At 40.5% G+C, this 26529-nt stretch carries 28 protein-coding genes; 15 read left to right on the top strand and 13 right to left on the bottom strand.

The window, feature by feature from the left end; all coding sequences use genetic code 11:
• The 8 genes from H5203_RS09600 to H5203_RS09565 form a co-directional block, all read right to left on the bottom strand.
• The gene (locus H5203_RS09600; RefSeq protein ID WP_145238912.1) at positions 1–477 is read right to left on the bottom strand and encodes a MarR family winged helix-turn-helix transcriptional regulator; all 477 of its coding nucleotides are present in this window, start codon (positions 475–477) and stop codon (positions 1–3) included.
• 131 nt (positions 478–608) lie between these two features.
• Complete coding sequence (locus tag H5203_RS09595) at positions 609–1502, bottom strand: FAD:protein FMN transferase (protein ID WP_310736552.1); 894 nt, start codon at positions 1500–1502, stop codon at positions 609–611.
• Between the two features lie 24 nt (positions 1503–1526).
• Positions 1527–2831, bottom strand: a complete 1305-nt coding sequence (locus tag H5203_RS09590; protein WP_182819650.1) for a DUF3570 domain-containing protein — start codon at positions 2829–2831, stop codon at positions 1527–1529.
• Positions 2822–3043: a DUF4266 domain-containing protein gene (locus H5203_RS09585; protein ID WP_182819661.1), complete on the bottom strand. Its 222-nt coding sequence runs from the start codon at positions 3041–3043 to the stop codon at positions 2822–2824. Before H5203_RS09585 ends, H5203_RS09590 begins: the two co-directional genes overlap by 10 nt.
• Before the next feature lie 9 nt (positions 3044–3052).
• The gene (locus tag H5203_RS09580; protein WP_182819660.1) at positions 3053–3526 is read right to left on the bottom strand and encodes a TlpA disulfide reductase family protein; all 474 of its coding nucleotides are present in this window, start codon (positions 3524–3526) and stop codon (positions 3053–3055) included.
• Positions 3527–3821: 295 nt separating this feature from the next.
• Positions 3822–4706, bottom strand: a complete 885-nt coding sequence (locus H5203_RS09575; RefSeq protein ID WP_149980333.1) for a spermidine synthase — start codon at positions 4704–4706, stop codon at positions 3822–3824.
• Positions 4699–5319, bottom strand: a complete 621-nt coding sequence (locus H5203_RS09570) for a fused MFS/spermidine synthase (RefSeq protein ID WP_145238924.1) — start codon at positions 5317–5319, stop codon at positions 4699–4701. The genes H5203_RS09575 and H5203_RS09570 overlap by 8 nt, the downstream gene beginning before the upstream one ends.
• Positions 5320–5680: 361 nt before the next feature.
• Positions 5681–7762 carry a TonB-dependent hemoglobin/transferrin/lactoferrin family receptor gene (locus H5203_RS09565; protein ID WP_182819649.1) on the bottom strand — a complete coding sequence of 694 codons (2082 nt, stop codon included), beginning with the start codon at positions 7760–7762 and terminating at the stop codon, positions 5681–5683.
• Between the two features lie 143 nt (positions 7763–7905).
• On the opposite strand from H5203_RS09565, the gene H5203_RS09560 reads away from it, so the two are divergent.
• From H5203_RS09560 to H5203_RS09545, 4 genes are read left to right on the top strand one after another with little or no spacing between them, the layout of a single operon-like run.
• Positions 7906–8715, top strand: coding sequence for a hemin ABC transporter substrate-binding protein (locus H5203_RS09560; RefSeq protein ID WP_182819648.1), 810 nt, complete (start codon positions 7906–7908; stop codon positions 8713–8715).
• A complete protein-coding gene (locus tag H5203_RS09555; RefSeq protein ID WP_145238934.1) occupies positions 8712–9758 on the top strand; it encodes an iron ABC transporter permease in 1047 nt (348 codons plus the stop codon). Before H5203_RS09560 ends, H5203_RS09555 begins: the two co-directional genes overlap by 4 nt.
• Entirely contained in the window at positions 9758–10549 is a 792-nt protein-coding gene (locus tag H5203_RS09550) for a heme ABC transporter ATP-binding protein (protein WP_259398248.1), read from the top strand. Before H5203_RS09555 ends, H5203_RS09550 begins: the two co-directional genes overlap by 1 nt.
• Positions 10546–11280, top strand: coding sequence for a HugZ family protein (locus tag H5203_RS09545; RefSeq protein ID WP_182717315.1), 735 nt, complete (start codon positions 10546–10548; stop codon positions 11278–11280). The genes H5203_RS09550 and H5203_RS09545 overlap by 4 nt, the downstream gene beginning before the upstream one ends.
• A 126-nt stretch (positions 11281–11406) precedes the next feature.
• On the opposite strand, the gene H5203_RS09540 is transcribed toward H5203_RS09545, so the two are convergent.
• Positions 11407–11907 carry a lactoylglutathione lyase family protein gene (locus H5203_RS09540; protein WP_145238939.1) on the bottom strand — a complete coding sequence of 167 codons (501 nt, stop codon included), beginning with the start codon at positions 11905–11907 and terminating at the stop codon, positions 11407–11409.
• Positions 11908–12010: 103 nt separating this feature from the next.
• Between H5203_RS09540 and H5203_RS09535 the strand changes: the two genes are divergently transcribed.
• From H5203_RS09535 to H5203_RS09520, 4 genes are all read left to right on the top strand, one after another.
• Entirely contained in the window at positions 12011–12880 is an 870-nt protein-coding gene (locus tag H5203_RS09535) for a LysR family transcriptional regulator (RefSeq protein WP_145238944.1), read from the top strand.
• Positions 12881–13022: 142 nt separating this feature from the next.
• Positions 13023–13472, top strand: coding sequence for a GyrI-like domain-containing protein (locus H5203_RS09530; RefSeq protein WP_145238947.1), 450 nt, complete (start codon positions 13023–13025; stop codon positions 13470–13472).
• A gap of 444 nt (positions 13473–13916) precedes the next feature.
• The gene (locus tag H5203_RS09525) at positions 13917–14126 is read left to right on the top strand and encodes a cold-shock protein (protein WP_145238950.1); all 210 of its coding nucleotides are present in this window, start codon (positions 13917–13919) and stop codon (positions 14124–14126) included.
• 185 nt (positions 14127–14311) lie between these two features.
• Entirely contained in the window at positions 14312–14521 is a 210-nt protein-coding gene (locus tag H5203_RS09520; RefSeq protein WP_016706518.1) for a cold-shock protein, read from the top strand.
• Between the two features lie 241 nt (positions 14522–14762).
• Here the strand turns inward: H5203_RS09520 and H5203_RS09515 are convergent, their stop codons facing one another.
• Positions 14763–15569 (bottom strand): alpha/beta hydrolase, encoded by an 807-nt coding sequence (locus H5203_RS09515; RefSeq protein ID WP_259401933.1) that lies wholly within the window; start codon positions 15567–15569, stop codon positions 14763–14765.
• A gap of 345 nt (positions 15570–15914) precedes the next feature.
• On the opposite strand from H5203_RS09515, the gene katG reads away from it, so the two are divergent.
• Positions 15915–18092, top strand: coding sequence for a catalase/peroxidase HPI (gene katG / locus H5203_RS09510; protein ID WP_145238957.1), 2178 nt, complete (start codon positions 15915–15917; stop codon positions 18090–18092).
• 159 nt (positions 18093–18251) lie between these two features.
• Here katG and H5203_RS09505 read toward each other — a convergent pair whose 3' ends face one another.
• Entirely contained in the window at positions 18252–18923 is a 672-nt protein-coding gene (locus H5203_RS09505) for an FMN-dependent NADH-azoreductase (RefSeq protein WP_145238960.1), read from the bottom strand.
• A 129-nt stretch (positions 18924–19052) separates the two neighbouring features.
• On the opposite strand from H5203_RS09505, the gene H5203_RS09500 reads away from it, so the two are divergent.
• The 5 genes from H5203_RS09500 (at position 19053) to H5203_RS09485 (ending at position 22358) form a co-directional block, all read left to right on the top strand.
• On the top strand, positions 19053–19901 hold the full coding sequence (locus H5203_RS09500) for a LysR family transcriptional regulator (protein WP_145238963.1): 849 nt from the start codon (positions 19053–19055) through the stop codon (positions 19899–19901).
• Positions 19902–20010: 109 nt separating this feature from the next.
• A complete protein-coding gene (locus H5203_RS09495; protein ID WP_145238966.1) occupies positions 20011–20298 on the top strand; it encodes a helix-turn-helix domain-containing protein in 288 nt (95 codons plus the stop codon).
• Entirely contained in the window at positions 20291–21007 is a 717-nt protein-coding gene (locus H5203_RS22905) for a HipA N-terminal domain-containing protein (protein WP_259401932.1), read from the top strand. Before H5203_RS09495 ends, H5203_RS22905 begins: the two co-directional genes overlap by 8 nt.
• Entirely contained in the window at positions 20902–21549 is a 648-nt protein-coding gene (locus tag H5203_RS22900; protein ID WP_310736553.1) for a HipA domain-containing protein, read from the top strand. Before H5203_RS22905 ends, H5203_RS22900 begins: the two co-directional genes overlap by 106 nt.
• Before the next feature lie 164 nt (positions 21550–21713).
• Positions 21714–22358 carry a hypothetical protein gene (locus H5203_RS09485; protein ID WP_182819647.1) on the top strand — a complete coding sequence of 215 codons (645 nt, stop codon included), beginning with the start codon at positions 21714–21716 and terminating at the stop codon, positions 22356–22358.
• A 188-nt stretch (positions 22359–22546) separates the two neighbouring features.
• Here H5203_RS09485 and nhaR read toward each other — a convergent pair whose 3' ends face one another.
• On the bottom strand, positions 22547–23440 hold the full coding sequence (gene nhaR / locus H5203_RS09480; RefSeq protein WP_145238972.1) for a transcriptional activator NhaR: 894 nt from the start codon (positions 23438–23440) through the stop codon (positions 22547–22549).
• A gap of 107 nt (positions 23441–23547) precedes the next feature.
• Between nhaR and H5203_RS09475 the strand changes: the two genes are divergently transcribed.
• A complete protein-coding gene (locus H5203_RS09475) occupies positions 23548–23859 on the top strand; it encodes a hypothetical protein (RefSeq protein WP_145238975.1) in 312 nt (103 codons plus the stop codon).
• A gap of 190 nt (positions 23860–24049) precedes the next feature.
• Here H5203_RS09475 and H5203_RS09470 read toward each other — a convergent pair whose 3' ends face one another.
• Positions 24050–26392, bottom strand: coding sequence for a S9 family peptidase (locus H5203_RS09470; RefSeq protein WP_182819646.1), 2343 nt, complete (start codon positions 26390–26392; stop codon positions 24050–24052).
• Between the last annotated feature and the right edge of the window lie 137 nt (positions 26393–26529).

The following is a 26529-nucleotide window of genomic DNA, read 5'->3' as shown; positions in this document are numbered from 1 at the left end:
TTATTTCTCTCCAGAAAAGTGGCTAATACAACGTCGAGCATTGGCTTCCATTTGCACTAAACCATAGGCCATAGTATCAAGCTGCTGCGTTGTAAGTTCTGCATAAAGTTGTGTTTTAACCTCAGCCATAATGTCTTTAAGTGCATCTAATAATAGTAACCCTTGCTCAGTAAAATAGATTTTACGACTACGTTTATCATCGCTGTCAATGCGACGGACAATAATCGCTTGTTGCTCTAACTGTTTAACTGTTCGCGTTAGTGAAGGCATTTCAATCCCCAAACTGCTAGCCAGTTCTTGTTGTGTAACACCTTGTTTTAAATGATGGATATGGATCATCGCAGTCCAACGAGATTGTGTTAACCCTAAAGGCTCAACAGCGAGAGTAACGGCATCGCGACAGAGTCGAAAAACGCGCCCCATGCTACCGCATAAACTTAAATCTAAAGTTTCATGAAAAGGAGGTGATGAAATCATAATAGTACCTAGTTACTTAGCATGCTAACTAGTTTAACATTACTTAGCATGCTAAGTAAATATCAAAATGATCTAAAAAATAACGGCAAAGAGGGCTTTAAAAACGATTTAATATCACTGTGTTGAGCAAATTAGCGAATGATCCAATGGGGGAGGGGTTGTGAATCGAGCAATATCTGCGCATCGCGACCTTGTAGCATGGCCAGAGTTGCTAACATGCCTGCTTGTATACATTGCGGCGCAGCGACGGTAACTGAGCGCGGCGCATCAGTGATCGAACAGCCAGTGCGAGGGTTAAGAATATGGCTATAACGAATGCCGTCTTTTAATAAATAACGCTTAGCATCGCCACTGGTTGCCAGAGCGCCGCTGCGCAAAGACACCACCATAGTTTGTTGTTGTACAAAGCCCGGATGTTCAATGCCAATTTGCCAGGCTTGACCGTCACTACGCTCAGTGGTGACAGCTAAGTCGCCCCCTAAATTAACTAACGCTGCAACAGGGCTGTGTGCTTGGAGTAACTGAATGCATTTATCAACTGCATACTCTTTGCCAATCCCTCCAAAATCAAGCTCCATACCTTTAGGCAAGGTAATACTGGACTGATCAAACACAATTTTGTTGAAACCGATATTAGGCAATAATGCACTTATTTGTGCCGGAGTTGGCAGGTTGTCGGAACAATCAAAATGCCATACACGCCGTAAAATACCCGAGCTAATATCAAACAGCCCGTCGCTTAAATAAAAGCATAGCTTGGCAAAATTAAGTAAAGCATAGGTTTCGTCATCGATGGCAAGTGGCAGCCCTTGGCTTTGATTTATAGCAGAGCAAACACTTTGAGTATTGTAACGACTGTATTTCTGTTCAATACGCCACACTTCGTTTGCAACCAGCTGCCCAAGTTGCTCGCCAAGCTGCTGATCGACGCTATCGACTAACAATTCACAAGGGCTGGCCATAGCGTTAAATTTTACACTTAGACCAGCGGCTTGCGGATGGATTGATATTGCTTGTGCAGCCACGTTAGTAACTTAACCTATAACTCGTTAGAATGAATAACTAAATTGTAGCACTACCGCATCCACACTTGGGAATAAATCAAGTGATGCCAGCGCACCAGGTTGCTCAAACCCATTATTGGTAGGCTGCTGAGTGTAATATTCAGCACGTACCGACATACTGTGGCCATTACTAAGCTTAGTACCGTATTCTAAACCCAGCGTGTAAGTATCCATTTCACCAATACGATAATCAGCACTAGCAAACTGCGGTACAGCCGCTGCTGCATTTAAAAATGGCTGATAGAACTCTGCCGCCGATTGCTGATAGTAGCGAAAATGCGGTTCTAGGTAACTGTCGTCCCCCAGTAATAGACGCCAACGTGAATCAACCGTATGCGATGTTATCTCCCAGTCATCCCACATATAACGATATGAAAGGTCAACAATACTGTTGTCAAAATGGTATTTGGTTTGCCAATATAGGCTTTGCTTGGTACGTTCATCAGGGCGGTTCTCGTATTGATAATCTTGTGTTAAACCATCATTATTTACCACACTAAGCACTTTAAACGGATCCGTTTGGTAACCATCCACCATTGAATATGAATAGTTAAACTGCATTAGCATTCTACGGTTGATGATTTGCGTGACACCGACAAGTAAATCGGTGGTCGTTTTATCATCTTGATCTGTGCGTCGCGTATTGTTAAAAGTGTCGTCCCAAACCGCACTTTCACTGTCACCAATTGGCATAGATGCAAATGCTTTCGGGATACCACCTTCGGGGGTAAAGGTATCGCTAAAATAACTGCCGCCCAACGACAAAGTAGTGTTCTTTTTATTAAAGTCGATGGCTAAGTTACCATTAACACCTAACGATAAATAATCATACTCTTTTGAAATATGCACGCCACCACTGACGGTATAATCCTGCGCCAAGGGTTGAGTCCACTGGGCATTAAGCTGTACACGCGTATCACGAAAGGTATCATCCAGCGGTGTTTCACCAGGCTGAATATCATACTGGCCATTGCCTGAAGGACGGGTAAATGTTTGTACATTCGGTTGTGCTACCGCGCCATTTGCTGAGGCACCCGTTAATGTATCTAAGGTGAGCCGTAAATTTAAAAAGTGCTCGTCAGCAAATTCTTTATTGGCGTTGATCATCGCCTCTGTTGCCATAACACGATCTGTTTCACCGTAATACAACACAGCGGTGTCAAACTGCCAATCTTTGTTTATTTGCGCCTCTGCAGGCGCTGTGCCTAGTAATGCGCAAGCAGCCAGCCCTAGTGCTGAAGCAATATTACTGGTTTGGTTCTTTTCGGTTTGTGAGTCGACTAGTTGCATCCGCAGCCTCCACCACCAAAGCTGCGTCCACCACTGGAGGCTTCTTTACTAAAGTAAACATGATCGTCAACCGCAGCATCTAATCCGCCACTGAGTGACATTTCATCTTTAGCTAATAGATCTCGTTGCCACGGTTCTACGCCAATACTGACACACCCAGTTGCAGATAGTATTAACATCGTTAGGAGACTATTTTTTATTAATTTTTTCATCATTACCTCTTAAGGCTGAACGGCTAATAACTGAGTTATTTCTTGCTCGTATTGCGCTTTTTTACTGTTCTTAAAGCCAATATGGCGATATTTTATTTTGCCATCACGGCCATACACATAACTGCTTGGCATACCGAGTAAATCGAATTGTTTGCCTATTAGTGCATCAGGATCATAAATAATGGGAAAATCAGCAGGAGTGTGTGCTAAAAAATCAACCGCATCTTGATGCTCAACATCTAAGTTAACTGCCAACACCGTAAAGCCTTGCGATTGGTATTTTGTTTGCATTTCATTAAGCCAAGGAAAAGACTTACGACAAGGTGTACACCACGAAGCCCAAAAATCTAAAAATACCACTTGGCCTTTAAGCTCTGCTAACTTATCGGTTAGTTGTTGCTGACTGGAGATAACTGGCACAACGGTTTCTTTACTTAACACTGGCGCACTCACCATAGCAGTAAAAAGTGCCGTCACAAGCATAAACCGTGATACAGATCGAGGAATAATCACCACTTTTTAAGCCCCTAAAAATACCTAGAAAAATAATTAGTTTAACAATAGCAGGCAATTCTTAAGAAATACTTAAGACAAGCCTAACTATAACTTTCGCTCAAAGCACACTATCTATCATTGCAGCAGCAGGAACCTTAAACTAATCTATGAGAGAAGATTCGATTACAAATTTAATCGGGTATTAACTTAAAAAGGGGGAATTAGCAGTTAGCTTTGATGGCCAGCAAGCTGGCCTAAGTGTAGTAACAAATGGGCGTAAACTTTAGAAATTGAGTAAGTTTGCGGGTGAGTACTGATCAGTGAGTACTTTTGTATCGCTAGGCCAGTCTTTATTATCTTTGGTCGAAATCATCCCTTCGCTCACCGCTTTGATATCAACGCGATAGGGGGCTAATAACGGGGTTAGCTTTTCTATTCGCTGTGCTAGCTGCACAGGACTTGGAAATTTATTAAAGCCAGCTAAAATAATTCGATTACTATTTTTCTCAGTGCTCACATTAATAAAGTCACCAAATACCGCTTCATAAGTGGCAGATTCATGCTCATAAAGTTTGCTTGATGAAAAGGTATTTGCCGCTACTACGCCACCATCAGCCAGTACACTTTTCACTTCCGCAAAAAACTCTTTAGTAAGTAAATGCTCAGGGATGTAATCACCATTAAATGCATCAAGAATAATCCAGTCATACTTGGCTTGTTGGATTGCTGCGCGTTTAATAAAAATACGCCCATCTTGAACTTTCGAAGTGACTTTATCGTTCTCTTTAAAAGCAAAATAATCACGCGCCACTTTTATAACTGCGGGATCAATTTCAACATTTTCAATCATGGCGTCAGGGTATAGCTCGCTGATCACATTTGATAAGGTGCCGCCGCCAAGCCCGATAATAAGTACATTTTTTGGATTGTCTATCAGTAGTAAACTGGCAAAAGTGAGTTTGGTATAATTAAACACTAGCTTTTGTGGGTTGCTTTTATATATGCAACTTTGACTGCTTTTACGGGCTTTTTCGTCAAACTTTAAACAGCGTAAATCGCCGGTCTCTTCAACTAAAATATTACGATAAAGCGACCGCTCTTGATGGATCACCTTAGCTTGGCTGCTAAACCCAATTAACAGTAAGGTCACGAGCAAATACTTAAACATTGTGTTTCTCCTTGTTAGCTAATTGATTTACGCCAATTGCCAATAAACCTAATAGCCCTAATGTCGTCGCGAAACCCAAAATAATGGTATTCACATCAAACGCTAGCACCATGTAAAACGAGGTAATAATAGTCCCTAAGGCACTGCCTAAGGTGCTGACAAAATACAAGCCGCCAGCAACTTGGCCGCTGTGCTCGCTATCGGTCACTAATAAACGCACAGAGTAAGGCGAAATCATGCCTAAAATAATAGTAGGGACAAAAAACAACGCTGTAGAGGCCAATAACGAGCCATAACGGCTGTCTTCTATGTGAGAAAAAATATACGCCATAATTGGCTGGGCAAATAATGCAATGGGCAGCACCATAATACTGGCAACTAAAAATATTAAACCGTATTTGGTTAACGAAGGCTGGCGAATTGAAAGCTTTCCTCCCAATAAATAGCCAAACGATAAGCTGAGCATAAACACAGTAATAATACTGCCCCAAATATGCACACTACTACCAAAAAAAGGCGCTAAAATTCGCCCGCCAAGTAATTCTATTCCCATAATACTAAAGCCGCTACTAAAGGCTAAAAAATAAATTAAAGCATTGGTTTTTAAAGTCATGTAATTATCATTTTGTAACTTATTTGAAGCACTATACTAACGTGATGTAAACATAGCCGCCAGTGTAATAATTAATCGAGCCAACATAACTCACAGCTACTTTTATAAACCAAGACAGTCTCACTTTAGTTATGGGGCAACATAAAGTCAGCCATCAGAGAATAGGGATTAATTTCGCTAGCCTGCAAAAGTATTAATGCGCAAATATGATGCGTGTTGTTTAGTAACTGTTAACCCCCTTTACAGCCTTTATTAACTTTAAAACCACGACTCTTTTATATCATCTAGGCAAAGGCTCAATGAATAAGTAAAAAAGCAGTAAGGTTAAAACGCTGCACTTACGCGCAGCGTTGATTACCTTTTAAAACTGATAACTTACGCGGGCAGAAAAGTTACGCCCGGGCTGGGTATATTGGCTAAAATCAGCCCCCTGAGATTGCCCTGCAATCAGTTCAAAGGGTACATATTTTTTATCTAGCAGGTTAATTACACCAATATTTAGCTGCCATGTTTGCCATTCATAACTTGCGTATAAATCCACAATACCGTAACCATATCCTTGCGTTGTTTTATCACCACTTGCATCTCGCACTACATCAGACTGTGATTTAGCAAAGCGCCATGCTGCGGTCCAATCAATATCGCCAAGTGCTGTTGTTAATTGTATTGAACCGTTTAATGGACTGATACTGGTTAACGGCTCGTCTGTTTCTTTGTTTTCGCCTTCAACATATGCAACATTTGCCTCAACTAAAACATTATCGCTTACATGCATCAACAAGCTCGCTTCAACACCGCTGATCTGTGTTTCACTAATATTTTGGTATTGGTAAAAAGTTTTATTTACATTCGGTATGAACGTTGGCTCAACAGCTGCAATTGCAACATCAATAAAGTCATCATAAGCGGCGTAAAATGCGCTTAAAGTAACGTTGATATCATTACCAGAAAAGCGCATGCCAAGCTCATATGAGTCGCTGCTTTCGGGTGCTAAATCTGCGTTTGGTAATATTTGATAAAATGGTTCAACACCATGGCTTTGATACGCTTGATCATGCGGGGGAATTTTAAAACCACGTACATATTGCCCATACCATGATAAATTATCATTAACTTGATAAATCATCCCAAGTTTTGGTGAAAACGCAGATTCGGTAATGTCATCAAGCTCAGCATCGCTATAAAGCTCATCATCTTTAGCTGCTAATGAATAATAATCAAAGCGTACACCTGCAATCAAAGACCACGCGCTATTTGCAAATTTAATATTGTCTTGCATAAAAACGCCCACTAAAGAGGTATCAGCGCCAGGAAAAGCTTTTTGTTTTTGATCTGTAAAATCGACTGTTCCATCAGCCAATAAGCGTGTTTTATAACGTGGACGTGTTGTATCGTATATATCTACGTCAGCACCATAAACAAAGTTGTGGGTCGCATCTTGTAAGGCTATTTTTTTATTAAATACAGCCCTTAACCCTAAAATATCTTGTTCAAAGCCATAGTTGTTGTAATCGGTATGCGCTGCTGTAGCACTAATTTGATCACTTTGCTGCTCATAACGACTAAACGATACTTGCCAATGCCATTGATCAAACGCTGCTGTGGCCGCTTTTGAGTCGTAATCCAGCGCTAGCGACCAATTAGTATTTTCGTCTTTAGTTTCTTGGCTCGCTTTGGTGATTACTTGTTCAGTAGTTTGATTAAAATAATCTAAGGTGTATTTTAACGTGCGCTTTTCATCAAGTTGCTGCTCTAGTTTAACCAATAACGAATCTGACTTAGCATCATAACCAGGTAGGTTTTCAGTAAAGTTTTGTACTTCTTCGCTATCTCGGTGGCTATAAACGGCACTAACACCTAAATCTCCCAAATCTTTAGCCGCAGTAATATCTACCGACATTTGATTACTCTGACCCTGATATCCAAGCGCCACTTGAGCAAAACTATTTTCGTTTAATAAATAATCGCTCGGATCTTTAGTGGTGATCACCACAATACCACCCAGTGCATCTGAACCATACAATGAAGACGCGGCTCCCTTGGCGACTTCAACTTGCTTTATCCCAGCGACATCAAAATAGCTACGACCAACCAAATAGCCGTCTCCGCCAGCATAACCATCGTTAGTTCGACGGCCATCTTTAATAAACACCACGCGGTTACCACCGACTCCTCTAATTGAAAGCGTTTGAGCCGCAGAGCCACTGCCCGTGCTTGATATACTGGGGTCATAACGAAACATTGTTTGTAAATCAACAGCCAATTTACGTTCTATGTCTTGCTCTGTAATCACAGTTACAGAGCCTGTTACGTCTTCAAGTTTTTGTTCAAACCGAGAACCGCTGACAACAATATGCTCACCAATTATCTCCTCGGCAATGGCAGAGCCCGAACCAAGTAGTAACGTTGCTAAAGCAGTAAGTTGAAAAGAAGGAAAATTCACATTAACTCCAAATGATAATTGTTGTTATTTAGTAGGGGAGGGATGTTACAACTAACTAAAAACAAGATCAATTATTTATGATAATCATTTTCATTTGCATTTAGTTGAGTATAATAATCGAAAATAATGATTGGAGTTTTTTTATGAGATACCTTTTTATATTGATTTTATTGACTGTTCCCCCCCTAAGCGCGCAGGAGCGTATAGTGAGTGCTGGCGGTACATTAACTGAAATTATTTTTGCCTTAGATAAGCAAGATACCCTTGTCGCGGTGGATCAATCGAGCCTATATCCAAAACAAGCGACACAGCTCGATCAAATTGGTTATTACCGTGATTTAGCCGCAGAAGGTGTACTTTCGGTGCGCCCAACTAAACTCTTAGCACTTGAAGGAGCAGGACGAGCACAAGCGCTTGCACAAATAGAAGCCACTGGTGTAGAGCTTATCCACTATAAAAAACCCAACTCAATTAATGACTTACTAAATCTTGTTAAACGCCTTGGTAAAGACTTAAATGCGAACGACAAAGCTCAAGCCCTCGTAGCACAAATAAAAAATTCATTACCTCCAAAAGCGAGCACCGAAACACACAGCGCTTTATTTTTACTCTCAGCTAATGAGCGCGGGCTTGTTGCTGCGGGCACTGACACGGTTGCTGACTTATTACTTGATTATGCTGGAGTGACTAATTTAGGCGCTACGCACAAAGGTTTTAAAGTAATAAATAACGAAGTACTTGCCGTAAAACAGCCCGATTTTTTAATCGCACCAGCCCATGTTGTTTATAGCCTTGGCGGTAAAGAGGCTTTTTGTAATCAACCAACACTGCGCTTATTAACAGCTGCAAAGCAGTGCCGATTATTGGTGATGGATAGCCTGCTATCACTGGGAATGTCGCCGCGCATAGCCACCGGTATTAAAGAATTAAGCGACTATAAAGCTACCTTATGAACACATTAACTTTGAGCCGTTTTAAGCCTGTTTCTATAACTGCAAACCAAAAGTGGATGCTGCTAATTACTGTGTGTATTTTTGCTCTAGCACTACTGAGCATAGGATATGGCCCCGCAGGCTGGGATTGGCGTTTAGCCATCGCATGGATTGCCCCAGAGTATTTTAATCAATTTGATGCGCTGCAAATCAATGTGGTCACGCAAATACGTCTACCTCGATTTGTACTAGCTGTATTGGTTGGCTTAGTGCTTGCCCAAACTGGCGCTGCAACGCAAGCTTTGTGTCGTAATCCTTTGGCTGATCCATCAATTATTGGTATTAGCGCAGGCGCTGCCATGGTCGCGGTCGCCTTTATAGCATTTAGCGCCCAGTTTAATTTTAATGCTCAATACTATTTACCTTATGCCGCATTTTTAGGAGCATTGTTAGTGACCTCTTTAGTGTATTTAATTGCTAAGCAGCATAGGCAGGTCAATATAACCACACTAATTTTAGTGGGGGTTGCGATCAATTCTTTATCCTTTGCTGTTATTGGCTTATTAAGCTATTTCGCTGACGATAGTGCGCTTAGATTAATTAACTACTGGACGATGGGCTCATTAGGTGGTGCCAATTGGGATGCAATAACTCAAGCAACACCATTATTGCTACTGAGTATTCTTGGTCTGTGGCGACTCAAAGAACCGATGAACTTACTATTGATTGGCGAGTCTCAAGCACAGTATTTAGGTGTCAACACAGACAAGCTTAAACTGTATGTAATTATACTCGTGGCATTAGGTGTTGGTGCCGTTGTAGCCCTTACTGGCTTGATAGGTTTTGTTGGCTTAGTTGTGCCACACATTGCCCGTTTAATGGTTGGCCCGCATTTACGTAAAATGTTACCGCTGTGCATGTTATTAGGCGTTGTTGTGCTGCTGCTTTCTGACTGGTTAGCACGTTTAGTTGTTATGCCTGCAGAGTTACCCATTGGTATTATTACCGCGCTACTTGGCGCACCTTTGTTTATTTATCTGATCATTAAAACTAAGCGAGGGTAATGATGATTACTTTTAATAACCTAAGTGTTGGTTTTGGCAATCACAGTGTTTTAAAAAACATAAGTGGGCACATTGCAAAAGCTCAACTAGTAGCACTGATAGGCGAAAATGGCGCAGGAAAATCAACACTGCTGCATGCTTTAGCCGGGCATTATGACTTTAAAGGCGAAGTACGGTTTAACAATTATCCTCTGAGTACATTGTCTCAAGCACACTTAGCCACTCAACGAGCAGTAATGATGCAAAGCAATCTTGTTGGCTTTGATTTTAGTGTATTTGAGCTCATTGCAATGGGACGCTACCCCTATGCCGAGTCTCTTAAAATGCAAGCTGAAAAAGTCCACAAGTATGCCGCACTCATGGACTTAACCCAGTACTTATCCCGCCGTGTCAGTAAGCTTTCAGGCGGTGAGCAACAGCGCGTTCATATGGCGCGTACTTTGGCTCAATTAGATGCTTTTTCTACTCATACCAAGCCTAAATTGATGCTGCTTGATGAACCTACATCAGCACTAGATATGCGCCATCAACATGCTCTATTGAGTTGTGTTAAAGCATTTGTAGAGCAGGGTAACAGTGCCATTATAGCTATTCACGATTTAAATTTGGCCAGCCTTTACGCAACCAACGCTATTTTATTACACGATCAAAAAGTACTCGATAGCGGGCCAATAAACACAGTACTTACAGAATCTAATTTACAACAAATGTACGCCATGAAACTGCATGTTAATTCTCATCCATATAACAATGCACCCATGGTTTTTTCTCAACGTCAGGAGTTTTCATGAGAGAGCAAGCATTAAGCGATGCACAAAAGCTGGTTTTTAAAACCCATGCTGGTGTTATGTCGACTATTTCTTACAACTTAAGAGGTTATCCGTTTGGTTCGGTAACCCCTTATATGTGTGATGAGCAAGGCCGCATCTACTTTTTTATTAGCGATATAGCCCAACACACTAAAAACTTAAAGCACGATTCTCGTATGAGCTTAACTATTTTTGATGCCGCTGACCGTGGCGACCAAAACGAGCATGGCCGAGTCACATTGGTGGGCGATGGTTGTGAAGTTGCAGGCCCTCAGGCCGAAATACTGCTTAACAAATACATAGCGTTATACCCAGAAGCTGACAGTTATCGGAACGCCCACGACTTTAAATTATGGCAATTAGATGTTGTGCGAGTTCGCTTTATTGGCGGTTTTGGGAAAATATTTTGGCTTGAAAAAGATGAGTGGCAAAGCGCTGCTAAAAGCTGGGACGAAGATCAAGAACAAAGCATGATCACCCACATGAATGAAGATCATCAAAATGCAATGGCTCTAATATTAGCTCAGCATTATTGCGTATCAGATAATGCACCGGTTATGAGTGGCATACTGCCACAGGGGTTTTATATTCAAAGCCAACAACGTAATTATTTTATTAGCTTTGAAAACGTGTGCGAGACACCACAAGCAGTGCGAAAAGCGCTTGTTGCCTTAACCACAAATGCTCGCAATAGCATAGAAGAGCCAGCATAAGAAAACAAATAAATCACATGTGTGGTTATAACGCTTAGCACTACTAACCCAGTAGTGCATTTTCGGTATCAGAGGTCGCAGTAACTAAGCTGCGGCTGTTACAATTTAACACTGATGCCAATTAATTTAGTATGCACCTGCGCTGTAAATAAGCTCATAACTGTGGCTGTAAATCTCGAGAATGTTACCAAACGGGTCTTCCATGTAGATCATGCGATACGGTTTTTCACCTGGGTAGTAGTAACGGGGTGCTTCCATACGCTTTTTACCGCCAGCTTCAACAATACGCTCAGCAAGGCCTTCTACATCTGGATCTTGAACACAAAAATGGAATATACCGGTTTTCCAGTATTCAAAGTTGTCAGCTGGGTTTTCTTGATTTTTAAACTCAAAAATTTCTACACCAATACGATCACCTGTTGAAAGGTGCGCTATTTTAAATTTTTCCCATTGTTCACCAAATACTTCAGTACACATTTCGCCTATTGGGCTTTTGTCTTCGGTAATTAAAGTCGGCTTCATAATGGTGTACCAACCCATTACTTTGGTGTAAAACTCAACGGCTTTTTCAACATCGGGGACCGAAATTCCAATGTGCGAAAAACTACGTGGATAGGTATGACTCATAATAATGCTCCTGTTTAACTATGCTTAGTTGATGGAGTTAGTTTACGAACCGACCTGTATTAAGTAAAATTATCATTAATCATCATTTTGAGTACGTTTTATAATGATAAATCCTACATGGTTACATACCTTTTGCACCTTGGTGGAAGTAAATCACTTTACCCAAACTGCAGAACGCCTTTATATGACCCAGTCAGGCGTAAGCCAACACATTAAAAAGTTAGAGCAGCAGGTTAATTGCGCATTGCTTGAACGCCATGGCAAGCAGTTTACCCTTACCGCACAAGGGCAAGGCTTATATCAAAAAGGAAGCCAGTTACTAAAAGAGTGGCAGTTTTTAGAGCAACAACTGCATGACGACTCACCCTACAGTGGCAATATAAAGATTCAATCACCAGGCAGTTGCGGGCTTAAGTTTTATAATCAATTACTTGATTTACAAGGGCAACATAAAGCACTCACTATTGATTATCGCTTTGCCCCAAACGAAAGCGTGGAACAGGCCGTTGCTAATCACAATGCTGATATTGGTTTTTTAACTCAAGCCCCAACACTCAGCGAGGTTACCAGCCATAAAATCGGCCAAGATGCACTATTATTAATTACACCAACCGGTTACCAAACTCCAAGCTGGCAAAACTTATGCGAACTTGGCTTCATTGCTCACCCTGATGCAAAACATCATGCGCAATTATTGTTAAGCGAAAACTACGCGGAATTTGAACACCTTGATCAAATAAAGCGCTCTGGTTTTTCAAACCAAATTAATTTAATTCTTGAACCTGTCAGCCTTGGTCTAGGTTTTACTGTGCTACCGGCACATGCTGTGAGTGCATTTAGTAAACCACAGTTGATTAACGTCCATCCATTACAGCACCCGATCAGCGAATCTATTTATGTGTGTTATCACCGTAATCGGCCTTTGGCAAAACGAATGAGTAAAGTGCTCGAGGTGATCAAAGCTGGGCTGTAACTGTTTGCAAAAAAGTGAAGTCGTTGCAACAAAAGGTTTAGTCACCAACAAAAAATAAACCCTTTTTATAGCGTATTTATTAAATACTTCATGCTTTTTCTGTTAAGTTAATACTGAGTATTAATGCTAAAGGATAGTCTCAATGGAAGTAAAACAGCTAGCAAGTAAGACCTTAACCGGCTTAAAAGTAAGAACATGCAATGCCAATGAAATGAATACTGGCACAGCAAAGATAGCTGAGCTTTGGCAAAAATTTGGCGAAAAATATACCTCAAAACTCACAAAAGACAGTAAAGTCTTTGGTGTTTACACTAACTACGAGAGCGATGTGACCGGTGATTTTGATGTCATTGCCTGTAGCGATGAGCAATCAATTAACCTTCGTGATTCAGTAACAGTTACAACGCACGCAGGGAGTTATTTAGTCTTTAGTGGCGAAGGCGAAATGCCCGACGCTATAATTGATTTATGGGGTGAAATTTGGCAATACTTTAGCTCAGATGATTGTCGTTACACTCGTACTTATACCAGCGACTATGAATATTATAAAACCGCAACTGAAGTAGAAATAGCGATCGCAATTGCTGAATAAATAAGGAGTCTGTCGCTGTTCAAATGAGCGCTGAGTTCCTTTTTTTCGTGGGGGGGAGTGTGGGATTTCGCACTTCCCCAATTAAAAATATTATCTCATTCAACTAAATTTAATCCCACTAAAAATAAGTCTACACTCCATACCTAGATCACTTTAACAAAGCGAATGCAGAGACGGTAAGCATGGCTACGACTCTTCTTATTTAATCAATATATGTTCACAAAATTAACTTGGCTTTAAAAAGAAAAGTAAATAAAGCTTGTTATATGGTTTAAGTTACTGTTATCCTGCTCTGCATCGGGTTGATAGAAAGCCCTGTTTATTTGTAAGTACCACGTTGTTATTAGTAATAATCCTTCGCGCTATCCTCAGTTAAATGCTTGTTTTCTTCCTGTTAAATTGCCTAAATTAAGGCACACTTTTATTAATTCTTAGGATACTATTATGTCTAATACAACAACTGGTTCAGTAAAATGGTTTAACGAAGCTAAAGGTTTTGGTTTTATTGAACAAGAGTCAGGCCCTGACGTTTTTGCTCATTTCAGCGCAATCTCAAGCGATGGCTTTAAGACTCTAGCTGAAGGCCAACGTGTACAGTTTACTGTTACTCAAGGTCAAAAAGGCCCGCAAGCTGAAAATATCGTTAGCATCTAATTTTTAATTAATGGGTTAGTAATAACCCGTTAATGCACTATAAGTTTGAAAGAAATTCTGTTTATTTGTACGTACCACGTTGTTATTAGTAATAATTCATCGCGTTATCCTCAGTTAAATACTTGTTTTTTCAGCTAAACCGCCTGATTTTAGGCACACTTTTATTAATATCTAGGATATCTATTATGTCTACAACTACAACTGGTACAGTTAAATTTTTCAACGAAGCAAAAGGTTTTGGTTTTATCGAGCAAGAGTCAGGTCCTGACGTTTTCGCTCATTTCAGCGCTATCAGCGGTGACGGCTTCAAAACTCTAGCTGAAGGCCAACGTGTACAGTTTACTGTTACTCAAGGTCAAAAAGGCCCACAAGCTGAAAACATCGTTTGTATCTAAACGATTGTTTTAGTTAATACGTTTTAACGTATTAAAAACCCACTGATATTAATTTATCAGTGGGTTTTTTTATACCAATCGTGTTAAGTTATTGGTAGTTTATAGCGACGGATAAATAGAGTGATAACAAGGCATAAATTTTGATATTTTTTTGATAAGTGGTTGTTCTACATGAAATTTATAACGCCGTTAGCGCTTTATTTAGCACGCTAGAAAGGCTAAATATTTAAGTCGATTGGTATTAATATCTGCGCTGTTTTGCGTATAGCCAATCTAAACCTTGGATCAGCGTGGTTGGAAATGCCGTCGCATGCTTTGCTCCTTCAATGATAGAAAACTCAAGCTGTATATTTTTAGCATCCCCTTGACGTATTTTACTCGCTAACTTATTAGCTCCAGTTATCATATCTTGCCCTTCGCCAAATTCAGGTGTTTCTTTACTACCTACCGATAAGTAAACCCTAACGTCTTGCTTAGCTTTAGTAATCGGCTGAGATATTATGCTCTCATTATCAAACCACACCGACGGGCTACCAATAATGTAACTTTCAAACATATTAGGCTGGGTAAAAAGTACATGAGCAGCAAATAAGCCCCCCAATGAATTACCTACTAAAGTACGTTGGTTAGAGGTCACACGGTAATTACTTTGCATATAAGCAAACACATTATCACGAATAAAAGCAGCATGTTGCTCGGCCTTACCCGTTTCGAGCTGCCAATCATTTGCTTTACTTGGTGTGTAATCTCTAATACGGCTTGATGACCCTTTAGAGCCTTGCGAATAACCAATTGCAACGAGTATTGCTTCATTCATGGCGCCACTGTTCATAGCAAAATGCGTCGCCCCGGATGCCACTTGAAACGCATACGAGCCATCAAGGAGGTAAACAACAGGGTATGTTTTATCTTTATTTCGACTGTAACTGCGCGGGAGCTTTATAAATAAAGGATAGCTAAGCTTTGCCTGCTGATCGGTAAGCTCTATAACCGCACTTCTGGGGATTTCAAACGATTGCTCAGCAACGCTGCTAAAAGTTGAAAACAAAATAAGAAAGCAAACTAAACACTTCAAATTAACCATTTTTAATTAATAACTCTTTTTTATAATTAATTCAGACAGCTTATCAAATAACTCAATATACGTGTGGCCATTTTACTGCCACTATTTTTTAACAATAAACATCAGATTAATCGATAGCTGCAATCGCTTTAAATCGTGATTTAGCACTAGTTTTTAATCGTTAATCTTCTATATTGGTACAAAGGATGAACTTAAACAGGGTTTATCAATCAATATATTACATTCAGTAGCAAGTTAATTGTTATGAACTAAGCTTTTAAACACAGTGAGTTATAGACCGAGTTTTATATTCCGATAAAGGAGCTAAAAATGAGCAATTCAGGTGCGGGTAAATGCCCAATCATGCATGGTAGCAACACACAATCGTCTAATTCCAATACTGATTGGTGGCCAAAGGCCTTAAATTTAGACATTCTTCATCAACACGATACTAAACCTAATCCCTATGGCGATGACTTTAATTACGCTGAAGAATTTAAAAAATTAGATCTTGAAGCCGTTAAAACCGATTTAAAAAATCTGATGACACAAAGCCAAGATTGGTGGCCTGCCGATTGGGGTCATTATGGTGGCTTGATGATCCGTATGGCGTGGCACTCAGCAGGATCATACCGTTTAGCTGATGGCCGTGGTGGTGGCGGTACAGGTAACCAACGCTTTGCTCCTTTGAACTCATGGCCTGATAACGCTAACCTTGATAAAGCACGTCGCTTACTTTGGCCTATCAAGAAAAAATACGGTAATAAGTTATCGTGGGGCGATTTAATTATTTTAGCAGGCAATATGGCTTATGAATCAATGGGTTTAAAAACCTTTGGTTTTGCCGGCGGGCGTGAAGATATTTGGCATCCAGAAAAAGACGTCTATTGGGGCGCGGAGAAGCAATGGCTTGCGCCAAGTGATGAACGTTACGACAACGTAGCAAAACCAGACACCATGGAAAACCCGTTAGCTGCAGTACAAATGGGGTTAATTTATGTTAATCCAGAAGGCGTAAACGGCCAGCCAGATCCACTCAAAACTGCGGCACAAGTACGCGAAACGTTTGCTCGAATGGCGATGGATGACGAAGAAACCGCAGCGCTCACGGTGGGTGGCCATACGGTGGGTAAAACCCATGGCAATGGCAGCGAAGAGAATCTTAGCCCAGAGCCTGAAGCCGCAGATGTATTTGAGCAAGGCCTAGGTTGGAACAACCATAAAACGCGTGGGATAGGCCGCGATACTATGACATCAGGCATTGAAGGTGCGTGGACAACTCACCCAACTAAATGGGATAACGGTTATTGCTATCTGCTGTTAAATTACGAATGGGAGCTTACCAAAAGTCCAGCGGGTGCAAACCAGTGGGAGCCGGTAAACATTAAAGAGGAAGATAAACCTGTTGATGTTGAAGATCCATCAATTCGCCTAAATCCGATTATGACCGATGCCGATATGGCAATGAAGATGGACCCAAGCTATCGCAAAATTATTGAACGTTTTTATAATGATTTTGACTATTTCACCGATGTGTTTGCACGGGCTTGGTTTAAACTCACTCACCGTGACTTAGGCCCTAAATCTCGCTATTTAGGTGCAGATATACCAAGTGAAGATTTGATCTGGCAAGATCCCATCCCAAGCGTCGATTACACCTTATCTGATGCTGAAATTAGCGAGCTTAAAGACAAACTGCTAAATGCAGGCATTAGCACCAGTGACTTGATCAGCACTGCATGGGACAGCGCCCGTACTTATCGTGGCTCTGATCATCGCGGTGGCGCCAATGGTGCACGCATTCGCTTAAACCCACAAAAAGATTGGCAAGGTAACGAGCCAGAAAAACTTGCTAAGGTATTAACGGCTCTTGAAAAAGTGCAAGCAAGTTTAAGCAAACCCGTGAGTTTAGCGGACTTAATTGTACTCGGCGGTACTGCTGCAGTTGAACAAGCTGCAAAAGCCGCGGGTGTCGATATCACTGTGCCATTTGCAGCAGGTCGCGGCGATGCGAGCGACGACATGACCGATGCAGAGTCGTTTGATGTATTAGAACCAATTCATGATGGCTTTAGAAACTGGCAGAAAAAAGATTATGCCGTTTCAGCCGAGGAGCTACTTTTAGAGCGAGCACAACTTATGGGGTTAACTGCCCCTGAAATGACGGTACTACTTGGTGGGATGCGTGTACTAGGCACTAACCACAGTGGCAGCCAGCATGGTGTATTCACAGATAATGTAGGCACATTAAGCAATGACTTTTTTGTTAACCTAACCGATATGAACTATCGCTGGGAACCGGCAAGTAAAAGCACGTATAACATTATTGAGCGCAGCTCCGGCAATACAAAATGGACCGCTACTCGCGTAGATTTAGTGTTTGGCTCTAACTCTATTTTACGCGCCCTTGCTGAATTTTATGCTCAAGACGATAACAAACAGCGCTTTGTACAAGACTTCGTTAATGCATGGGTGAAAGTAATGAACGCAGACCGCTTTGATATTTAATTAAAGCAAAAAATGTATAACTTAAGCGCGAGAGTTAATATTCTCGCGCTTTTTATGTCAAAAACCGAAAATTCGTATTTGTAAAAATAAAATAGACTGTAAACCCCCATTACAACTTGGCTAAAAATACTACAGGAAAGCGAGTAATATTTAGCTATTCTAAATAGCCATATTGGTAAGTTGTAGTGCCAGTTCTGTTGCTTGACTGTAAGCATTACTTAACGATTGCTGATGACGAATATCGGCAAACTCTTGATACTCAGAAGCAATTTCATGAATTGTGCTCACGCCTAAATATTTGCTCAAAGTACGTAAATGGGGCACTAAATGGCTCATATGCTCACGTATACCGCCTTGCTCAAAACCAAACTCACCGCTTGAGGTGATCACAACCAATGTTTTACCGCCTAGTAAAGGCTGTAATGGAAAGTCTCCACGGGCCAGATCAAAATCAAAGGTTTTGTTGATCCTCACAACTTGATCAAACCACGCCTTTAACTGTGCGGGCATACCGTAGTTATACATAGGCGAGGAAATCACAATAATATCAGCGGCTGCAATTTCAGCGATTAATGTGTCTGACAAGGCCAGTAACTGTTGTTGTTTTGCAGTCTTTTTATCGTCAGGGGTAAATACCGCACCTATCCAGTCTTGGGTAATAAAAGGCGGCGGATTAACACCTACATCACGATAAATATACTCATCTATGCTTTGCTGCTGAGTAACGCTCTCTATAAAACGCTTAGCTATATTTTTAGAGATTGAATCGTGATCTGGATTGTCATTTTTAACGGCTCTGATGCTTGCATCAATGTGTAATAGGGTGGTCATGCTGTTTATCCTGTTAGTAATTGTGCAGTAATCATCTAACTAACAGCGGCTTTTCACAAACGAGTTAACCTAAACTATAAGTAAGTTATACTCACCTATAATTAATTTCATCATTTGCGAATATCACTTATGCAAGTATCACTACAAGCGCTTAAAGCCTTTGAAGCTGCGGCGCGTTTAGGCAGCTTTAAAGCCGCCGCTGATGAACTCTCACTCACGCCAACCGCGATTTCACACCATATAAATAATCTTGAAAGCCGTTTAAATGTGGATTTATTTTACCGCCAAGTAAGAAAGATCACTCTCACTCCCACTGGTGAATATTTAAGTGCGGCCACAAGTGACGGCTTTAACCGCATCGACCAAGCACTGACAACTGTGCAAGCCACAGGGGCAACAGTTAAAATAACCACCACCTCGTCACTGGCCGCCCTGCGCTTAATACCCGCATTGCAGGAATTATCTATAAACCAGCCTAATCTTGAGGTAGATATATCAACCAGTGAAGCCGTTGATAAACAATTGCACACATTACCCATTCGCTTTGGCCAGCAGCGCAATATAAACGCAGATGACATTATAAAAACCGAACAATTTAATCTATTTGGCTCACACAAAGCAGCCGATATCCCATGGCAAAATGGCCCTGTTACGCTGTATACCACAAAATGGAAAAACAACGCCCTGAGTGAGCCACCACTTAAACAATGGCTTACTCAAAACAACTTAGATCCTGCGTTATTTATTATTAAAACCTTTGACCAAGAGCTATTTGGCATTCAAGAAGCTATGGCAGGCTCAGGACTGGTGTTTTGCTCAACCACTCTTGTGCAACGACTTTTAAACACCGAGTTACTTAAAAACTTTAATACTCACGCGGTTGAATCTGAGTTTTGTTATTACATACCCAATAAACAGCGCTTTCAAACCCGAGATACACGCCTAGTTTTAGAATGGGTAGAAGGACTGTTGGATTGATACCGTTAGATTTATGAAACACCATAAATTCACAGTTTATTATGAATTTATGCTATCTCATGGTTATTTCTGGAATAATTCACAGAATACTGTGAATTTTGGATAGGTAATGGAAGTCACGATAAAGTCAGCAAAACAATTAGGTAAATTGGCAAGTATAGTGAGAAAAAGCCAAAAACTTGATCAAAAAACAGCAGGGGAGTTTTCCGGTATTAGCATTAATACAGTGAGTGACTTTGAAAATGGCACAGGTTCGCTATCGATTGGCCGCGCGTTCGATTTAATGGAAGCTTTAGGTTTAGAGGTAAAAATAGACGTAGTTGTACCTCAACACGATGAAAAAGCTAAAAATAAATTAATAACTCAAATCCAGAACATGGTGGCTGGCCATGAATAATAGATCACTCGATGTTTATGCTGGCAAACAGCTAATGGGCCAATTACAAGATAGTAACGGCTTTTGGTCTTTTAAATATGATCAAGCTTGGCTTAACTCGGCGAATAAATTTGCAATAACTCCCAGTATTCCACTGCAAGAGCATGTGATTCTTGATTCTGGTACTACTCGTCCTGTGCAACAGTTTTTTGATAATTTACTGCCAGAAGAAAATGCTCGTGAATTGTTAGCTAAAGAAGTGAGAGTTGATCATGAGGATTCATTTGCTCTACTAACTGCATCCGGTATTGAATCTGCTGGTGCTTTAACCCTATTACCAGAGCATATTGATTTTCCAGCCCCAAGCGCTATACCATTAGCTTTTTCAGAGTTATCTAGTCGTATCAAAAACTTGCCCAGAGCACTGTTAAATAGCCGCCAAAGTAGCCGTATGTCACTTGCTGGGCCGCAACATAAAATGCTGGTTATTAAGCTCGGTGATGAGTTATTTGAAGGAAACGAAGGCACACCTTCAACACATATACTCAAACCCGATCATTCTGAGCCAGACCAATATTGGCAAACGACATGCAATGAGTGGTTTATGATGAAACTAGCGGGACGATTAGGGTTAGATGTACCGAATGTAGAACTCATTTATACGCCGAGCCAGCCTATTTCTTTGACCGTACAGGAAGTTACCCTGATCAAGAGCGTAAGCATATTATAGATAGTTGCCAGTTATTAAGTTATAGCAGGCACTCCAAATATTCTGCATCAACGGTTGAAACATACCAGAAAATACTCAATAACGTACGTCCTAAAGCTGCAACGGCCATTAAATTATATCAATGGATTATTTATAATTTATTAGTCGGTAACGGGGATGCGCATTTAAAAAATATCAGTTTTTATTACGAAAACGGGTCTGCGCAAATAACACCGTTTTATGATTTATTAAGCACCATTATTTATGTTCCAGAAGGTGCAAAGCCTCTAGAAGAAGCCTTACCTGTTCCCATAAATGATAAAAAACGTTTCTGTGATGTCAACAAAGCTGATGTTATCGCTTTTGCAAAAGAGCTAGGTATTCCAAACTCTACAGCAGTAAAGCAGCTAAGTTATTTTGTAGAAAATATAGAGAGTGAATTTAGTAACTTATACCAAGAAGTTGAAAATATGCCACCTGCAGATGTGCGCGTAGCGGAGTTAAGAATGTTAAGAGAAGTGCAGTTTTTAGTGGTTAAAGAAATGGTTGGGAAGTTGAGTTAAACTATGTTTAATGGCAACAAACGACAAAACTTGTTTAACCTATGATTTGAACACGTATTGCTAAATTATACTATTAAGCATGTCCTTATCGCAAAGTGCTATTGAAATAATACAAATTACGAAAGCTGTACTGACCATAAAGGATAACAATATGAGGGAAAAGCATGCCCATTTCACCGCATCAAAAGATTATTAATACAATTGTAAGAGAAGCATTTAAACCAATAGGAGTTAAAAGAAAAGGACAATCAAGAGTCTGGCTTGATGATAATGGCCTTTGGACAACTGTAATAGAATTCCAGCCCTCAAGGTGGAAAAAAGGCACCTCTCTCAATATTGCGGTATGCTTTCAATGGTATCCAAAAGAATATTACTCATTTGATGTACGCTTTTTTAGAGAAATAAAGTTTGTTGAGTTTGAATCAGAAGAACAATTTAAACATCAAGTTCAAGTATTAGTAGATGAAGCAAAGCCTATAATTTTACACATTAGAAATTTATTTTCCGATAAAAAATCTTTAAAAGAGCATGTAATTAACAAACTCAATGAGAATAGCTCTATATGGTCAAAATATAATAGAGGTATGGTATGTTTAATAAGTGGTGACATAGACCAAGCTATACAGTTTTTCCAACAAGTTACTGACGATATTGAGGACAGGGAGTGGACTAAAGAAGTAAAAGGTATAGCTCAAAAATTATTAAAAGTACTGGCATCAGAAGAGAACTATTTACCTTTTATCGAAAGTTTAGTTAACAAATCTAGAGAGCTAAAAAAATTAAAGCCTTACAGTACCTCTAAAATATAGAAACAATAACTAAAATGCCATGGGTCATTTATTCCCTCAGCCAATCCCTACAAATTTTTTTGGGTTTCGTTGCACTCTACCCAACCTTTGTAAACCCCCATTACGACTTGATTAAAAAAGCCACACTTCAGAGCAATTAAAGTCTGGCTTTTTAGTGTTTTAACGCGTGTAAAGCTATTAGCTAAAATTTACGTCATTTGGGCATGCTTAATAAATTCATCGTAAATACTGTCTTTAATTAGCCTGTCGGGAGTAAAGGCATAATAATGCTGATAAACATTATTAATTGTACCAATATAGCTAACGTCATAATGGCGCTCAACTTCGGCTCTGACCAAAATAGGCGCAGGGAAAACCCCAAATCCTTGCTCACCCAATGCTTTCATTAATGCGCTGTCATCAACATGGCCTGCTATTGATACTTCAATACCCTGTTCTTGCAGCCAATAATGAATAGCACGTGTGACTGGGCTTCCTTTTGCAGGGAGAATTAAAGGCTTATTATTAAGAGATTGTGGAAACTGTTTATATAATTGCGAGTGCCATGTTGCATTGCCAAAGAGAGCTATTTGGCTTTTTCCTATTTCATGACAAAAAGCCTTAAATGGTAATGTGGTATCAAGCGGTTTATCAGCTAAAACTAAGTCGAGCTTATGAACCGTCATTTGCGCGAGCAGCTCATCTTGCTGACCGTCAATGCAATGTAAGTTTGTAATACGCTCGTTATCAATTAAAGGGGCTAGCCACTTAGAAACTAATGATTTTGGTAATACATCCGAAATGCCTACTTTTAGTGTTCGTGACAATTGCGCAATATCACCTTGGGTAGTTTCTAGCCATTCATGGGCAATAGCAAACATATCATCTGTGTATTGCTGAGTGACATGGCCAAACTCAGTTAGTCTTAGCCCTCTGCCTTGGCGAATAAACAGTGGCTTACCTAATCGTTGCTCTAAGTTGGTAATTTGAGAGCTGACCGTTTGCGGCGTTAAGTTGAGTACTTTACTGGCAGCAGCAATACTGCCGTGCTTACTCACTTGCCAAAAATAGTATAAGTGATTGTAGTTTATGTTGGTTATCATTCAAAAAAACTGTCTTTAAATCAGAAATAATCAGCTTTATCCTTTGTTACTAAGTTAGTAGATTACATCCATGCCTGCAACACAGGTGCTACTAAAGGTGTAATTGCATGAAGCTAAAACTTACGGTTAAAAACAAAACAATTAACTCAAGTGAAAAAATGTCAATTTTGAAATTAGTGAAAAGCCAGTTGGCAAAACATGCTTTAAATATTCGTAAAGTAGATATTCAAATTAATGATCTATTAAACGAGCGGCTGGGTACTTTGCAGCAATGCAAAATCAATATTCTTCTACCTGGTTTGCCAAGCATAAATGTAAATACCAAAGGAAGGAACATGCTACAAGCTATAAAGCGGGCACTAAAAAGTTTGCAGCAAATTCTCGTTAGTAAGTATCAACCTTCGCAACCAAGCTCTTAATTTTTCTTAATATCGCACTTGTAGTGGCACGGATGCTACTTTTTTATTTGCGTAAAGTACGTTTAACACTAAAACGACTCAAACCTTTGACCTTTAACTTTATTTTATAAACCTCACACCATTTTGATTAAAAAAGCCACACACTAACTGTTAGTGTGTGGCTTTTTAGCATCTAACTTTTTTAAAGCGATTACTTATTCAATAAGTTCTTTTCAAAAAAATCGGCCATCATAGTGTGATAGTGCAAGGTGGTACCTTTGCCTTCTCGTAAGCTATGTGAGCGATTTGGATATGAGAAAAACTCAAACTGTTTGTTGTACTTAACAAGCTCGTTAATTAAACGCTCTGAGCCCTGGTAATGAACGTTATCATCCCCTGTGCCGTGAATAAGCAATAGCTTACCGGTTAGGTTTTTGGCAAAGGTAATTGGCGAGGTGTTGTCGTAACTTTCAGGATCGGTATTTGGGTTACCCGCATAACGCTCTTGGTAAATAGTGTCGTATAAACGTATATCTGGCACCGGTGCTGAGGCAATACCTACTTTAAACTTATCGCCATGGCGGAACAATAAATTAAGGGTTGAGCTGCCACCGCCTGAGTGACCCCATACACCAACACGGTCGGTGTCTATTACATCCCAGCGTTTTGCCATGGCATCAAGCGCATCAACTTGGTCTTGTACAGTGACTGAGCCGATTTTTTTATAAATCGATTTACGCCAATCACGGCCTTTTGGTGCTCGCGTGCCACGGTTATCAACCGATGCCACAATAAAGCCTTTTTGCGTTAATAGTGATTTATACAAGTAGCTGTCGCCTTCAAAGCGGTCTTGCACTGTTGAGCCCCACGGTTCGCCATACACGTAAAAAACGATTGGGTATTTTTTACTGTTATCCATGTTTTCAGGGAACATAATGTAGCCGTCAAGCTCAGTGCCATCGCTCGCATTCACTTTAAAGAACTCATGGCTTGGTAAGCTTTGCTCAGCCAGTTTTTCTTTCAGCTCTTTATTTTCAACTAAGGTTTTAACATTACTGTGATCGCTTACTTTAATGATCTCTTTAGTTGGCGGCGTGCCAAATTGTGAGTAAGTGTGCATTGCCCATGAGGTATCTTTAGACATGTAATAGCTGTTTGAACCTTGAAATTCAGCAGGCGTTACGCGTACAGGTTTACTACTACCATCCAAAGACGTACTAAATAAATAACGTTGACCTGCATCGTCTGGCGAAGCGGTAAAATACATCACGTTCTTATCTTCGTTTAGCGCCAGCATATCAACAATATCGTAATCACCTGGGGTTAAATCGATAATGGTTTTACCATCGCGAGATACACGATAAAGGTGACGCCAGCCGTCGCGCTCGCTGTGCCAAATAAAGAACTTACCATCTTTTGACCAGTTGGCTTTGTAAAACCACTCGATAAAAGCATCGTCTTTATCTTCTAAAATTTTGGTCAATTGCTGTTTTTGCCAATCGAACAGCCAAACCTTGTTGTGGTTTTGCGGGCGGTTTAAGTCTTGGATCATTAATTCCTTACCGGTGCCTGCCCAGCTAATACGAGGAATATAGCGGTCGCGATTATCGCCTTCAAGTTTGGCCCAGCGGGTTTTCTTATCAGCAAGGCTAACAACCCCCACGCGTACTGCCGAGTTAGTTTCACCGGCTTTTGGGTAAGGAAACTCTTTTAAAGTAGGGTAAAGCTCGTCGGTGTTGTTGATCATGGTGAAAAACTTAACGCCGTTGGTATCAAGCTGCCAATAGGCGATTGATTTGTTATCTGGGCTCCAACGAAAGCCATCAGCAATGCTGAATTCTTCTTCGTAAACCCAATCAAAGTTACCATTAACGATTTTAGCGCTGCCATCGGTTGTAAGCGCTGTTACTTTGTTGCTGCCAACCGCTTGCATATAAATGTTGTTATCACGCACGTAAGCTACTTTTGAGCTGTCTGGTGAGAATTTAGCAAACATCAGTTTTTTAGGTTCTGGTTGCTCACCGCCGAGTTGCTGTAATTTATTGGTTTCAAGGTTTAAGAGCCAAAAATCACCACGGCTGCGAGAGCGCCACACTTGCTCGCTATTGGTAAATACCATCAACCATTTGCCGTCTTTTGACCACTGGTAGCTTTCGATTGCAAATGGCTCATCTGCGCCCTCTGGCAGTAGTTTTTCAAACTCAACTAGAACTTTGCGGCCAGTACCATCGGCGTTGTAAAATACAATGTCGTTGCCTTTTACACCGTGCTCTTTTTCGTCATCTGCTTTGGCATTTTCAGCGTCGTCTTTTTTATCTTTTTCGCTTCCACGTTCTTCAAGCACGGTGTAGCCGGTGCCATCATCAAGCCATTTAAAGTAAGTGCTACGCTGCGCTTTGAAATATTTATCTTTATAGATTTGTTCAAGCGACAGTGGATTGCTAATTTGATTCATCGTTGTTGTAGCCGTGACGTTGTGTGTTACCGAACAGCCTGATAGCGACAGCCCAGCCAATACCGACAGGACAAGCCCTGAGGTTTTGATTATATTCATTATATGATCCTAAAAGTGCTGTTATTAGTTATTGTATTTGTTCAAATGGTTGAGGAAGTGACAAAATGATTCGCTCGTAAAACTGAGCAAGGTTAACTACAGATACTTTAGCAAAGTTTGCATATAAGATCAGAACG

Source organism: Pseudoalteromonas sp. SG41-1 (assembly GCF_014164575.1).
Classification (GTDB): domain Bacteria; phylum Pseudomonadota; class Gammaproteobacteria; order Enterobacterales; family Alteromonadaceae; genus Pseudoalteromonas; species Pseudoalteromonas rhizosphaerae.
The sequence above is the reverse complement of the archived record's forward strand: the minus strand, read 5'-3'. Positions and strand labels throughout refer to the sequence as shown.